We start from the raw sequence: 14,675 nt of genomic DNA on the forward strand, positions 1-14,675 counted from the left end.
GCTGCCTTTCAGACGGCAACAGGCGCACGTAGCCTGTTGGCTGCTTTCAGCAGGTTCAAACACATCGCCTTCAGATGGCTTTGCGCACTCACTTTGCTCAGACCAAAATAAGTTGCCCGGGCATGGCGGAATTTACGGTGCAGCGTACCAAAGCTTTGTTCGACCACATAACGGGTTTTCGATAAGTGTCGGTTACGTTTGGTTTGCGCTTCCGTCAACGGCCGGTTGCGGTGGGATTTGCACATGATGCCGTCCCGCAACTGATGTTCTTCCAGATGTTGCCGGTTTTCCATACTGTCGTAGCCTTTATCGGCATAGACAGTCGTGCCTTTGGCTAGGCCTTCCAACAAAGGCAGCAGGTGTTTGCACTCATGGGCATTGGCGGCAGTGATGTGCAGTTTCTCAATATAGCCTTCCGCATCGGTACGGGTATGTTGTTTGTAACCCAGTCTGTATCGGCCGTCTTTCTTTACCCAACGGGCATCGCTGTCTTTACTCGGTGTGGTTTGGCTGTTGACCCGCCCTTCGTCATCCACTTCTATGGCCTGACGCTGTTTGCCGCCGGCCGTCTGAATAATGGTAGCATCAACGATGGCGGCGGATGCTTTCTCTACTTTTAAGCCCTTGTCAGTCAGTTGGCGGTTAATCAGATCCAGTAGTTCGGCCAAGGTGTTGTCTTGCGCCAGCCAGTTGCGGTAACGGCATAAGGTGCTGTGATCGGGGATGCTCAGTTCGTCAAAACGGCAAAACAGATGGAAATCGATGCGGGTAATGAGGCTGTGTTCGAGTTCGGGATCGGAAAGGCTGTGCCATTGGCCGAGTAAAACGGCTTTGAACATGGACAGCAGGGGATAAGCTGGACGGCCGCGGTGGTCTCGAAGGTAACGGGTTCTTTGATGGTTGAGGTAATGCTCGATCGGTTGCCAATCAATCACCTGCTCCAGCTTCAGTAGAGGAAAGCGGTCGATGTGTTTGGCAATCATGGCTTGTGCGGTTTGCTGAAAGAAGGTGCTCATGAAAAATCCCCTAAATGTCTTGGGAGGGAATTTAGGGGATTGTGGGGAATTTTGCAAAGGTCTCAGATAGATTAAATTTAAATTGCCAAAACAGCCGTGACATCACTCACAGCAGAATAAAAATCTTGCAAATTCAGCCCTGCCCTGACCAATCAAACAATTTCTTATCAATAAATCGACATAATAAAAGCAATCAGAAAAATTGATACAGCAAAGCCAAGCCATAAAGATTAGGTTTAAAATACATAGAAAAACAATATTAATTGGCTTTTAAAAATTTCCGCCTCGAAAAAATAAACCTTTTATTCAAACCCAAACTGTCCACATCAATTTTTAGTAAATTTACTCTATATTAAAACAATCAACCAAGCAACTTAAAATATACGAATCAAGAACCAATATAAAAAAATGTATCGTTTAACCAAAAAAATTTACAATGCACCACTACCCAATCCACTTTAAAAATATACCTATATCATTTAAATGATATAGGCATAACAAATATATTTATCAAAAAAATCTGCAAAATATAACTTTTCCGGCAACAATTCTCTCTATATACCTTCCTGCCAATGCTCGCGTTCGCATCGGGCCATTCAAACCTTGCATCCCAAAGTAATCCTATCCAAACCGGCCAAGTCCTGCAGCGTTACCACGCCCGACCAGCCTTGTCCGGTAAAAATCTGCCGTGCCGCTTCGCCCTGATTGTAGCCGTGCTCCACCAACAGCCAGCCGCCTGCTTTGAGATGTTTTCCGGCTTCCGCCGCCAGAATGCGGATACAGGAGAGGCCGTCTGAAAAATCGGTTAAGGCGGTTTGCGGTTCGAAGCGTAAATCGCCCTGTTGCAAATGTTCGTCTCCGGCTTCGATATAGGGCGGGTTGGACACAATCACATCAAAGGCTTTTTTTTCAGACGGCCTCTCTGCTTCAAACCAAGAGCCTTGCAGAAATTCGACTTTCGCGCCCAGTTGTCGGGCATTTTCTTCGGCCACTGCCAAAGCTTCGCGGCTGATGTCGCTCGCGCGCACCGCCGCATCGGGGCGTTCGCAAGCCAAAGTGACGGCAATGGCGCCGCTGCCGGTTCCCAAATCCCATACCGAGCCGCCTTGCGGCAAGCGTTCCATCACGGCTTCGACCAAATGTTCGGTTTCCGGACGCGGTATCAGCGTGGCCGGTGTGGTTTTAAACCAGCGTCCGTAAAACTCTCTGCCGCCAAGCAGATAAGCCATCGGTTCGCCTGCCGAACGGCGTTGGGCCAATGCGGTCAGTTTTGCCCATATTTCAGACGGCAGCGGGGCATTATCTTGGGTAATCAGTTGGGCGCGACTGAGTCCGGTCAGATGTTGAACCAGCATGCGTGCTTCCAATTTGGGCAGGTCGGTGTGTTTTAGAAATTCGGCGATTGTATTCATTGTATTGTTTGCGGTCATATTGGGAAAGGGGTTGAGGCCGTCTGAAAAATGACGGCGGATGTTGTCGGTTTTAATCTCTGCTGCTTGTTGTTGGTCGGCCGCATCAAGCAAGGAGGCCGTCTGAAAATTTCAGACGGCCTGTTGTGTTTTACAGTAGGAAGATGGTGGCTAATCCTAAGAAAATCAGGAAACCGCCCGAATCGGTAACGGCAGTAATCAAAACGGAACTGCCCAGTGCGGGATCGCGTCCGGCTTTTTCCATAGTAATCGGAATCAGCACGCCGACTGTGGCGGCCAACAGCAGGTTAAGCGTCATCGCTGCCACCATGACCAGTCCGATACCGGGGCTGTCATACAGCAGCCACGACACCATGCCCATCACCGAACCCCAAAGTACGCCGTTTACCAAAGCGACGCCGACTTCTTTTTTCAGCAAACGTCCGGCTTGTCCGCCCGACAATTGCCCCATCGCCATTGCGCGGACAATCATGGTAATGGTTTGGTTGCCGGAATTGCCACCGATACCGGCCACAATCGGCATCAGTGCGGCCAAAGCAACGATTTTGGCAATCGATCCTTCAAACGCGCCGATCACGCGGCTGGCCAAAAAGGCGGTACATAAGTTAATCGCCAACCACATCCAGCGGTTTTTCACCGAATCCAACACCGGAGCAAACAAGTCTTCTTCTTCCTGCAGACCGGCCATGTTTAACATATCGGCTTCGGTTTCTTCACGGATCACGTCTACCATTTCGTCAATGGTGATACGGCCGATCAGTTTTTGGGTTTCGTCCACCACCGGCGCGGTTACCAAGTCGTAACGCTCAAACGCTTGTGCCGCTTCTTCGGCATCGTCTTCAGGGCGGAAACGTACCACTTCGGTAGCCATGACGTTTTCGACCAATTCGTCGGGATCGGCAACCAACAGTTTGCGGATCGGCAATACGCCTTGCAGGATCTCGTTGTCATCCACCACAAAAATTTTATCGGTATGATCAGGCAAACTGTCGAAACGGCGCAAATAACGCAGCACCACTTCACAGGTTACGTCGGCGCGGATACTGACCAATTCGAAATCCATCAAGGCGCCGACTTGGCTGTCTTCATACGACATGGCCGCCTGAACTTGCGCCCGCTCTTCTTCGTCACGCGTTTTCAGGGCTTCGTAAACAACTTGGTTTGGCAGGTCGTCCGCCAATTCGGCCAACTCGTCGGCATCCAAATCTTCAACCGCCGCGAGCAGCTCTTCTTTATCCATCGTTTCGATGAGCGTTTCGCGGACGGCGTCGGAAACTTCCAGTAAGACTTCGCCGTCTTCTTCGGGCGCAGCCAAATGCCACACCAACATCCGTTCTTTTTGCGGCAGGGATTCCAATACGGTTGCTACGTCTGCAGGATGCAGCTCGTGCAGTACCGACATCAGCTCGACAATATCGGCTTTGGCTTGTTCGTCTTCCAGCGGCAAATCGCTGCTGATCTCGGCATGAAACGGCAGCAGGCGTTCCGCCAGCCCGTGGATGCGTTCGATATCGGAAGGCAGGCGTTCCAGATTGACTTCGGTAGTTTTATCTTGTTGTTCGTGTTCGATGCTCATAAATACTCCGCCCGCCTAAGATACGGGAACAGTATTCAGGCAGGATGATTAAGAGAAATTCGGTTTTATTATTTGAGAAGATGAACTGGGAAGGTCCATAATGTTTGCCTGCAAAACACAGGTCTTATTGTTAAAAACGGAAAACATTTTAACACAATTACACTGCTTTCATAAAAAAGGCCGTCTGAAATTTTCAGACGGCCTCCGTATAAATAAGCGTTGTTAATCAAAGCGGACGGTGTATTTCAACTCTCCGCCCCACGACAGAGAACCGACTCTGGCAACCGCTTGCAGCGCGCGGGTGAGCTGGTACACAACCTTCACGGATTGTTGTGCGCTGTTCACACCGTATTCATAGCCCAAATACAATTCGTTGGTCAGCTGCTTGCCTACCGTCAACACTTGTTCGGCGGCATTCAACTCGCCGGTCTGCGCATTGCGGCTGCGCTTGCTGGTAAAGCCGAAATCGTCGACCAAACCGATTTTGTCGTTAATGCTGCCGGCCAAGAATGCGCCTGCGGCTGCCGACAATGCGGCTTCATCGCCGTCGCTGCCGCTGCTGGCACGGTTCAGAATCAGCCAAGACAGTTTGTCTTTCTCGCTCATCGGTTCATTGGCCACCAACGTAATGCGCGGCGAATTCAGATTACCCAACACTTCCACACCGGCTCCTACGGCAGACAGGCGTCTTTCCGCGCGGATATTCAGGTTCGGATTGGCTAACGGGCCGACAAAGGAAATATTGCCTTTGGTAATGTCCAAATCCTGACCATAGGCTTTATAGCGGCCTTTGACCACTTTCACCGTACCGATACCCTGAACATCTTGACCGGGCTTGGCTTTCAGGCTTAACTGTCCACCGAGCGTAACGTCCAAACCGGCTCCGCTGAAGCGGACGTTGTCATTCAAATCGAGCAGCAGATCCATATTGATGGCCAAAGGTGCGGACTTCTCCTTCGGCTTTTCGCCCAACACCACCACATCGTCATCCAAAGTGGGCATCGAAGATTTTTGGAAACCGAAATGTCCGGAATCCGCCCTCAACTTGCCGACCAAGCCGACACCGTTTTTCTCGGTATACACCAAATCGGCATTGCCGCTTAGGGTCAAACGGCGGTTGGCCTGATCCAGCGTTTGATAATGATCGAAAACCGCCGATACGTTGACATCGGGCGTTGCGCCGCTGAAACCGACGCTGCCTTTTAAATCAACCGTTCCGCCACGATGGAAACGCAGGCTGTCAATCAGCCATTTTTGTCCCTGCATTCTGGAGCGCAGTGTACCTTTATCCAAAATCAGGCCGAGATCGCGGTTGCGGTAATACAGGTTATCGCCGTTTAAAGTACCGTTAAGCAAAGGTTGTCCGACACGGCCTCCGATGGTTGCCACGCCCAACAGATTGCCGCGCAAAGTCTGCCCCAACGGCAGGAAGTTGCGGAAACGCTCCAAATCCGGTGCACCGATACTGATTTTGCCGTTAATCGGCGCCAAGCTGATGTCGTTGCCGAACTGCTGGCTGATCACAACATTACCGTCTACATTGCCGTAAGCCGTTACCCCGTTCAATACGCTGTCGATACGGCCGCTTTGGAAGCGGGTATTCAGGCTGAAATTACCCAAGCCCAGCATCTGTTTACGGTGCGGCAACACCACATCGCCGCTCTGGCGGCGGATATTCAAGTATCCGCGCGCATTTTGGCTGTACGACAAATCCCAATCACCGCTTAACACCAAGTTATGCTCGACAGGGGGCGTATAAAAATTGTGCAGTTGCGACACGGCCAGATTCTGCGCGTTGCCTTTGGTCATAATCCCGTTTTTCTTGTCCCACAGGAAGCTGTCCAAATTCAATTGTCCGCCCATCGCCGACCAACGCGCCGCGCTCATGACCACACGCTCCTCACCGGCTTCCAGATTCATGCGGTTTTGCAGTTTCAGATTAAACGCACCACTGATATCCAATATGCCGACCGAGCCTTTCCATTGGTTTTTATCGTTCAAACCGCCGTCTGCGTTGATATCCAGCTTATAAGGCTTACCTGACAGCACCATATTGCCGCCGCCGCGAATGCTGTGACGATAACCGGTTCCGCGCATTTGCATATCCACGGCATCAATCACGGTCGGTGCGGATTTTCCGGGAATTACAATCTTATTGCCTTTAACCGTTACATTCAGCGGTGCAGCATAATCGGGCGATCCCTGTAATTTGAAATCCAATTGGTTGATTTGTACGGCGTTCTGCACACGCAGGTTTTGCGCGCGGCCGTCGATATTGGCTTCTAGTTTTTTCGGCTCGCCCGATATATAGCCTTTGGCGGTAACCAAACCGCTCAAGCCGAAACCGAACCTTGCCAAATCGGGCGCGTTGACATCGATATTCAAACGGTCGCCGCGTTTACCGAAGCTGCCGTTGGTTTTAATACTGTTTTGCCCCAGCAGAATATTGGTCAACGCCCGGCTCAGATGTTGGTTTTCATACAAAACATCGGCCGTTCCACTCAAAGGTACGCCTGAAAGCGTACTTTGCCCGAATTTCATTTTGCCGCCGAAACGCTGATCGGCCAACACGCCGTCTACATCAATCGTACCGTTAATACTGCCGGGCGGAAGCTGCGGATGGAATTTGGAAGGGTTGAAATTTTTACTGTCTACGGCCAGCTTCAGAATCTGCTTTTGGAACAGCTCCAACTTGCCGCGCAGATTCATCTCGCCGCCTTTGTTCGGCAACAGACGGGCTTGGTGCAACAGCAAGGTTTTTTGTCCGTCTTTAACATCGGCCTGAATACCGAGCTTACCGTCGATTTTGGCAAAACCGCTGTCAAGCAGCCAATTGACTTCGGGTTCGTTAAACGTTCCTTTGGCATACACCGTACCGTTCAGACGGCCTTCCAGCTTTTGCTTGGCAATGTCGTTGATCCCGACATCGGCCAACTGCGCGGCCAAATCCAGCTTCTGCCCAGCCGTATCGATATGACCGCTGAGAGAAACGCTGCCCGAACGCATCAATGAAGCGTCCAGCTTGCCGATATGCACGGCACCGTTGTCATCCACCGTAAAACCGCCCAATAGAGTGCGTACGGGAATGCCTTTGTCTTCCACGGGTGCTGCCAACACATTGGCAAGGTCAATCGATCCTTCCAACACTTTACCGCCGCTCATCAGTGGTACAACCGAAGCATCAAACTCCAAACGCGCTTTCGGCAGCGAAGTAATAAAGGCGTGGGGGTTGATATTGAAGCCCTTAATCTGAATCAGATCGATTTTTTCGTTGAGTTTTTCACGGAACGGATGCAGCGCAGTGTTGGCGTTTAAACGCAAATTGTTGCCGTTTAAGGCAACGTCGGCCTGAATGCCGTCCAAGCTGCCCCACATGCTGGCTTTGGTATCGATGGGTTCGCCGTCCAATTCGCCCGAGCCGGTTAACGAGCCGGTTAGCTTAAACGGCGTGGTTACGCCCAATGAAAATTCGCCGCCGGCCGTCGCCCAAGGCAGGCTGATTTCCGGCATGCTCAGGTGGTGAAGCTGGTGGTTATAGCGGTAGGCAGCGGTCAAATGCTGCAAAAATACAGACGGCCTTTCTGCCTTGCCCGTGCTGATGCTGCCCACTTCCAGTTTTTCTACCACTACTTCAAACGGCAGGTTGACGCTCTTAGGTAAACCTTCGGAAGGTTTGCGCTCTTTAGGCGGCGTACTTTTGCCGTCGATATGGATATCGCCCAAAACAATGTGATTGATGTGCAGTTTTTTCTTCAACAACGCTTTGGGCTGCCAAGCAAAGCTTATTCTGCCGATATCCAAATCCGCACCTGCGGTTTCAATACGCCATTTATCGCCGTCAAACCCGTCGAGCAGCGTACCTTTCAGATTTTTGGAAGTAATGTTGACGCCAAACCAAGCAGGCAATTTGTATACGCCGAAACGCAAGCCCGACTCCGTACCGATCAGCCAATACACGAAAAAGGCCAATGCGGAAAAAACGGCGGTCAAAACAACGGCTATACGCAGCCACCAACGGCGGCGCGGTTTCGGAGCAGGCGGTTGTTGTGTAGCGGCATCTTCCTGAGGCGGTATATTTTCAGACGGCCTCTTGTCTTCAAATTCTGTTTGTGTATGTTTCATATATTTTAGAACCGTGTGCCCAAGCTGATGTGCCAGCGCAATTTTTTATCTGAATGTCCGTATGCGATATCGAAAGAAAACGGCGCAACCGGGCTGAACCAGCGGACACCCAAACCCGAACCGTGTTTGATCTTCATACGCTTGAAGTTGGAAGCCACATCGCCCATATCGTGAAACACTGCCGCCGAAAAACTCTTGGTAACCGGATATTGGTATTCCAAACTCGCCACAGCCAAAGCACGATCAGGCAACACCGCCCCGCCTTGCCCCGCCAAACCGATGCTGTCCAACTCATAACCGCGGATCGAAGTAGCACCGCCGGTACGGAATTGCAGGCTCGACGGCACTTCATCATTTTCACGGGCATAAACATAGCCCAAACGTCCGCGCGCGATAAACGTACCGATTTTCTTATTCTCGGGCGTGAAGTAATAACCGGCATTGGCACGGGCACGGGCAATGGTGGTCGAAGACAGCAATTTGCCTAAAGTCGCACCGCCTTTGATGTCGAGATAATAGCCGTTTTCAGGACGCAAAGCCGTTTCGATCGCCTGTCTGCGCCAAGAAGCGGTCAACATGGTGGCATGGCTGCGGCCCAAGTCGTAATCGGTATCGGGAATACGGCGTTTTTCCGTGATGTATTCGATACCGATGCGCGATTCAATGTCGTTGCGGTCGCGCACCCGCCAAATACCGCCGTTTAAAGCCTGTTTTTCCAACTTCTGCGTTGTCGAACGGTTATAGGAAATATTACTGGTCAAGTAATGGCCGTTGCTGTTTCGCGGCTGGCTGACACCGGCGGCTACGGTAGTTTCGTATTTATCCGCATCCACCACCAGCGAGCCGATATATCCGCGCCCGAACAGATTGTAATGGTCGTAGCCGACACGGCCGCCGATGCCGTATTCCGAATCGAATCTCAAACCGGCTTCCAGCTTCTGCCGCTTCACCTCGGATACGGTTACCTTTACCGGCACTCGGTCGCCGGACAGATTATCGAAATCCGCCTGAACCGATGCGCCTGAATAATGCCCGTCCTGCTCCAATGCCTGCTGGTAATCGAGCAGTTTGTCCAAATCATAAGGCGAGCCGGGAGCAAACTGCGCCATGCCGCGAACCACGCTTTCGGGATAGCGCTGTATGCCGCTGATGTGGAAATCGCCGAAATAAATCGGGCGGTTACTCTCGACCACCACGTTCAAATCCGCCGTCTGTGTATTCGGATTAATCGTAGCCTGCGTTTGCACCAGTTTTGCCAACGGATATTTTTTGCGTGTTACCGCCGTCAAAACCGATGTTTTGCTGCTGCTCCAATCGCTTTGGCTGAACGCATCGCCGACAGGCAGCTGCCAATTGTCCAATGCTTCTTTATAGTAGCGGCCCAAGTCGCCGTCCTGCAGAATATCGCCCACAATCGCAACGCCGACATTATCGACTTTGGTTTGCGGCCCCAAAGACACGTCAACCAAATATCCTTCGCCTTTTTGACGCACATCGATACGGCTGTTGAAATAGCCTTTCGTACGCAGCATGGTATTGACCTGTTCCGGCACGTCTTCAATCAGGAAGCCCATCTGCTCTCTATCCAGCTCTTCCTGCTGTTGCTGGGTAATCAGTGGCAAATGCTCTTTCAGCATTTTCTTGACGTCACTGCTGTCTACTTTGATTTCGACAGGATATTTCAACGGCAGCACTTTCTCTTCAAAAGCCGCGCTTTCTTCCGATTTTGCAGCTGCTTTATCCGCCTCGGGCGTATCCGCCCAAGCCTGCATACAGGCAAGCGACAGGCCGGTCAGTAAAAAAGCTGCGGTATGTTTTTTCATGCGTTGTACCATCTAAAATTCTATAAAACAGTCGGGTTGTGCTCTGCAGGGCAAACCGGAAAATACGGCCGTCGGTTTTCAGACGGCCTCTTTGATATGGTTACGTATTACAAACAGGCTTTCTCGTTTTCCAGCTGCTGTTCCAGTGTTTCCCGTTTGCGGATCAACTTGACTTCTCCGTCCGCCACCATCACTTCGGCGGCACGGTTGCGGGTATTATAATTGCTCGCCATGCTCATAGCATATGCCCCTGCGCTCCGTATGGCCAGTAAATCGCCGGCCTCACACGCAATTTTTCGGTCTTTACCCAGAAAATCGCCGGTTTCGCAAATCGGCCCCACCACATCGGCTTCTACCGCTTCACTGCCGCGCGGTTCGACCGCTTCGATATGATGGTAGGCTTCATAGAGCGAAGGGCGCATCAAATCGTTCATTGCGGCATCCACGATAATAAAATTCTTCTCTTCGCCCTGTTTAACAAATTCGACACGCGTCAACAGCGTTCCGGCATTGCCCACCAAGCTGCGACCGGGCTCCAAAATCAATTTCAAACCGCGGCCTGCCAACTGTTTCGCAACATTGTCGGCATAAGCTTTCAAATCCGGCACGTCTTCATCGCGATACACGATACCGATACCGCCGCCCAAGTCGATATGCTGCAAAGCGATACCCTCTTCTGCCAAACGGTCAACCAACAGCAAAATACGTTCGCAAGCCTCGGCCAACGGGCTTAAGTCGGTCAACTGCGAGCCGATATGGCAATCGATGCCGACGATTTTCAGACGGCCTAATGCAGAGGCATAACGGTACGCTTCCAAAGCATCGGTATAAGCAATACCGAATTTATTGGCTTTCAAGCCGGTTGAGATATAAGGATGGGTTTTGGCATCGACATCGGGATTCACGCGCAGCGAAATCGGCGCGGTTTTGCCGAGCCGTTCGGCGACGGCATTGATACGGTCCAATTCGGGCAGGCTTTCCACGTTGAAGCATTTCACACCGGCTTCCAATGCAAACCCGATTTCCGCTTCACTTTTGCCGACGCCGGAAAAAATCGTTTTACCGGCATCGCCGCCGGCCGCCAGCACTCGCGCCAACTCTCCGCCCGACACAATATCAAAACCGCTGCCCAAACCGGCAAAATGCTTGAGGATACTTAGATTGCCGTTGGCCTTCACGGCATAACACACCAGCGTATCCAATTCGGAAAACGCATCGGTATAAGCTTGAAACGCTTCGGTCAGCGCGGCTTGGCTGTACACATAAACAGGCGTGCCGAACTGCTCGGCAATTTGGGAAAAGGGAACGTGTTCGCAGGTCAGGGCTGTCATTATGGCTCTTGAGATGTAGGTTCTTTGGATTCGAATTGCAAACCGGTTTGGATCACGCCGAACCGGGCTTTATCGTTTTCTTTCGGCAGATAGAGATCGCCTTTATAACCGCAGCCGCCGAGAATCGAAACGGCTGCCAGCAGCAAAACATAAGGTTTCATGATTGGCTTTCTTTGCACGGATGTGGCAAGATTCAGTATCTTAAACAAAAACGCAATAATGCACAAAGCCATCATGACCGAAAGTGAATTTTTACAGCATTCCGATGCCTTATTCGCCCACATTGAAGACCAAATAGACGAAGGCGGTTGGGATTTCGACTGCCAATTCAGCGGCAACGTACTTACCATCGAGGCCGACGACGGCACGCAGATCATTGTCAACCGCCACACGCCGAACCAAGAATTGTGGATTGCCGCCAAAAGCGGCGGTTATCACTTTGCCGAACAAAACGGAAGCTGGGTTGCCACCCGCGACGGCAGCGAATTTTTCGCCGTGTTGAACCAAGCACTCAGCGACGCTGCCGGAGAACCGGTCGACATCGCCGCCTATCCGGTCTGAATATCCTGAGGCCGTCTGAAATTTCAGACGGCCTTCTGCATTCCCCGCAGATGCTTTATCATTTCCGAGCATACCGTACGCATTAACCGAACACATGAAAGAACCGCCATGTCCTACCGATACCGCCAAACCCTGCCCGATGCACCTTTAGACATCGTCGGCGACGTACACGGCGAATGGTCGGCACTGCAGGCTCTGCTGCACCATTTGGGCTATCGGGACGACGGTTGTCATCCGCAAGGCCGGCGGCTGGTTTTTGTCGGCGACCTGTGCGACCGCGGCCCCGACAGTCCGCGCGTGTTGAAATGGTTCAAGCAGGCTTACGACAACGGCTATGCCTATATGGTGTTGGGCAACCACGAACTGAACCTGCTGGTACACGACCCCAAAGACGGCTCGGGCTGGTATTTCCCCCAACGCGAATCCAAAGACCTGCCCTCTTACGCACCGTGGCAAACACAGCCCGAACACGAAAAAAGCGGACTGGAACAATGGCTGGCCGAGCAACCTTTGGTTTTGGAACGCGACGACCTGCGCATTGTCCATGCCGCCTGGCTTCCCGACAGCTTGGCCGTATTGGAACAGGCAAACGGCGAAAATCTGGTCGGCCAATACCGCCGTTATGATGCCGAGCTGGTTGAAAAACTTCAGACGGCCTCTTGGTTTCCCAACTATCTCCAAGAGCAGAAACAATACGCCGAAGCCTGTGAAGATGCCCGCACGCCGCCTCCGCCCATGCCTGCAACCACACGATACGAATTCGAACGCAGCCGCCTGCACCCGATACGCGCCTTAACCAGCGGCGTAGAACACATCGCCAAGCAGCCCTTTTACGCCAGCGGACGTTGGCGCTTTACCGCACGTTGCGCCTGGTGGCACGATTATACCGACAACATTCCGCTGTTTATCGGCCATTACTGGCGCACTTGGCAGCCGGTGCCGCCCTCTCCCCACCGCGAAAACCTGATGCCGCCCGAAGGCAATGCCTGGCTCGGCACACACCAAAATGTTTTCTGCCTGGATTATTCCGTCGGCGCACGCTGGCGCGACCGCAAAAACGGCACACCGCCCCACCGTTCGATTTTCCGTCTGGCTGCCCTGCGCTGGCCGGAACAGGTTTTGGTATTCGACAACGGCGACTGCGAACCTTTACAGCAGACATTCCGCCGCTAAAACCGCAACAGAATACAAAATATTTAAGGAGTCTCCCATGAACATCACCCTAAACGGACAAGCCTTCGACTTTCAAGGCCGCACCATAGAAGACTTAATCCGCGAAACCGCACCGCAAAAACCGTTTGCCGTTGCCCTCAACACCGCCTTTGTCGCCAAGTCCGCCTATGCCGACACGCTGATCGGCGACAACGACCAAATCGAAATCGTCCGCCCCGTTGTCGGCGGATAAAAGCAAACCCAAAGGCCGTCTGAAAAAAACGACTTGGAAACATCATGACACAACAAAACCCCGAAATCCGCACCGAACCCAAAGGCAGCCTGCTGCTGCGCACACTGGCCATGCCGTCCGACACCAATCCCAACGGCGACATTTTCGGCGGCTGGATCATGTCGCAAATGGACATCGGCGGCGGCATTCTCGCAGCCGAAATCACACAAGGCCGGGTGGTTACCGTCGGCGTGCAGGAAATGGCGTTTATCAGCCCCGTCAACGTCGGCGACATCGTCTGCTGCTACGGCCGCTGTCTGCGCGTCGGCAACACCTCGCTGCAAATCAAAATCGAAGTGTGGACGAAAAAACTCATGCACGACCGCCAAGAAAGCCTGCGCCAACTGGTAACCGAAGCCGTGTTTACTTATGTTGCCATCGACAATGCCGGCAACAAACGCCCCGTTCCGCAAGACAACAACCCCGATTTGGAACGCGCCCTGAAAGCCTAAACCTGCAACGGCAATAAATCGGGTTGTCATACCGTTTATTGCCGCAACCGTTTTTTTCAGACGGCCTCAGCCGACGCGCCAACCAACCGGTCAAACGAAAGAACCCCATGAGCCTCTTAAGCCTGTACAACCAAACCTTCCCTTCCCGCCTTCTGCTCGGCACCGCCGCCTACCCGACCACCGAAATTCTGCGCCAATCGGTTGAAGCGGCGCAGCCGGCCATGATTACCGTTTCCCTGCGTCGAGCCGGATCGGGTGGAGAAACCCACGGACAAGGCTTTTGGGAGCTGCTGCAAGCCCTAAACCTGCCCATTCTGCCCAATACCGCAGGCTGCCAAAGCGTTCAAGAAGCCGTAACCACCGCGCAAATGGCACGCGAAGTATTTGAAACCGATTGGATCAAACTCGAACTGATCGGCGACGACGACACCCTGCAACCCGACGTTTTCCAACTGGTCGAAGCCGCCGAAATCCTGATTAAAGACGGCTTCAAAGTCCTGCCCTACTGCACCGAAGACCTGATTGCCTGCCGCCGTCTGCTGGATACAGGCTGCGAAGCCTTGATGCCGTGGGCTGCACCCATCGGCACAGGCTTGGGCGTAGTACACGAATACGCCTTAAAAGTATTGCGCGAACGCCTGCCCGACGTACCGCTGATTATCGATGCCGGCCTAGGACTTCCGTCTCAAGCCGCACAAGTCATGGAATGGGGGTTTGACGCCGTACTGCTGAACACCGCCGTTTCCCGTTCCGGCAACCCGATCGACATGGCACGCGCCTTTGCCGCCGCCGCCGAAGCCGGCCGTCTGGCATACGAAGCCGAACCCGTCCAACCGCGCACACAGGCTCAAGCCAGCACACCGACAGTCGGCCAACCGTTTTGGCACAGCTCAGAATACTAATCCCCGATTGTTCACTGA

At 52.6% G+C, this 14,675-nt stretch carries 12 protein-coding genes; 5 read left to right on the forward strand and 7 right to left on the reverse strand.

The annotated features are described in order from the left end of the window. Positions 1–8 precede the first annotated feature (8 nt). The 7 genes from EL309_RS05150 to lptM form a co-directional block, all read right to left on the reverse strand. On the reverse strand, positions 9–1,016 hold the full coding sequence (locus EL309_RS05150; protein ID WP_126382087.1) for an IS5 family transposase: 1,008 nt from the start codon (positions 1,014–1,016) through the stop codon (positions 9–11). 596 nt (positions 1,017–1,612) lie between these two features. Continuing rightward, positions 1,613–2,539: a peptide chain release factor N(5)-glutamine methyltransferase gene (gene prmC, locus EL309_RS05155; RefSeq protein ID WP_004285235.1), complete on the reverse strand. Its 927-nt coding sequence runs from the start codon at positions 2,537–2,539 to the stop codon at positions 1,613–1,615. Between the two features lie 37 nt (positions 2,540–2,576). Continuing rightward, a complete protein-coding gene (gene mgtE / locus EL309_RS05160) occupies positions 2,577–4,022 on the reverse strand; it encodes a magnesium transporter (RefSeq protein ID WP_004285234.1) in 1,446 nt (481 codons plus the stop codon). Between the two features lie 222 nt (positions 4,023–4,244). Then, complete coding sequence (locus tag EL309_RS05165) at positions 4,245–8,144, reverse strand: translocation/assembly module TamB domain-containing protein (protein ID WP_004285232.1); 3,900 nt, start codon at positions 8,142–8,144, stop codon at positions 4,245–4,247. Between the two features lie 5 nt (positions 8,145–8,149). Beyond that, positions 8,150–9,916 carry an autotransporter assembly complex protein TamA gene (locus tag EL309_RS05170; RefSeq protein WP_372513011.1) on the reverse strand — a complete coding sequence of 589 codons (1,767 nt, stop codon included), beginning with the start codon at positions 9,914–9,916 and terminating at the stop codon, positions 8,150–8,152. Between the two features lie 158 nt (positions 9,917–10,074). After that, on the reverse strand, positions 10,075–11,298 hold the full coding sequence (gene lysA / locus EL309_RS05175) for a diaminopimelate decarboxylase (protein ID WP_004285230.1): 1,224 nt from the start codon (positions 11,296–11,298) through the stop codon (positions 10,075–10,077). Then, a complete protein-coding gene (gene lptM, locus EL309_RS05180; protein ID WP_004285229.1) occupies positions 11,298–11,459 on the reverse strand; it encodes an LPS translocon maturation chaperone LptM in 162 nt (53 codons plus the stop codon). The genes lysA and lptM overlap by 1 nt, the downstream gene beginning before the upstream one ends. A 70-nt stretch (positions 11,460–11,529) precedes the next feature. Between lptM and cyaY the strand changes: the two genes are divergently transcribed. From cyaY to EL309_RS05205, 5 genes are all read left to right on the forward strand, one after another. Further along, complete coding sequence (gene cyaY / locus EL309_RS05185; protein WP_036494259.1) at positions 11,530–11,859, forward strand: iron donor protein CyaY; 330 nt, start codon at positions 11,530–11,532, stop codon at positions 11,857–11,859. Positions 11,860–11,967: 108 nt separating this feature from the next. Then, a complete protein-coding gene (locus EL309_RS05190; RefSeq protein WP_004285227.1) occupies positions 11,968–13,032 on the forward strand; it encodes a metallophosphoesterase in 1,065 nt (354 codons plus the stop codon). Between the two features lie 37 nt (positions 13,033–13,069). Next, positions 13,070–13,264, forward strand: coding sequence for a sulfur carrier protein ThiS (gene thiS / locus EL309_RS05195; RefSeq protein ID WP_004285226.1), 195 nt, complete (start codon positions 13,070–13,072; stop codon positions 13,262–13,264). Between the two features lie 44 nt (positions 13,265–13,308). Next, the gene (yciA, locus tag EL309_RS05200) at positions 13,309–13,755 is read left to right on the forward strand and encodes an acyl-CoA thioester hydrolase YciA (protein WP_004285225.1); all 447 of its coding nucleotides are present in this window, start codon (positions 13,309–13,311) and stop codon (positions 13,753–13,755) included. A 107-nt stretch (positions 13,756–13,862) separates the two neighbouring features. Next, a complete protein-coding gene (locus tag EL309_RS05205) occupies positions 13,863–14,657 on the forward strand; it encodes a thiazole synthase (protein WP_004285224.1) in 795 nt (264 codons plus the stop codon). Positions 14,658–14,675: the final 18 nt, after the last annotated feature.

This window comes from Neisseria weaveri (assembly GCF_900638685.1).
In the GTDB taxonomy this organism is placed as follows: Bacteria; Pseudomonadota; Gammaproteobacteria; order Burkholderiales; family Neisseriaceae; genus Neisseria; species Neisseria weaveri.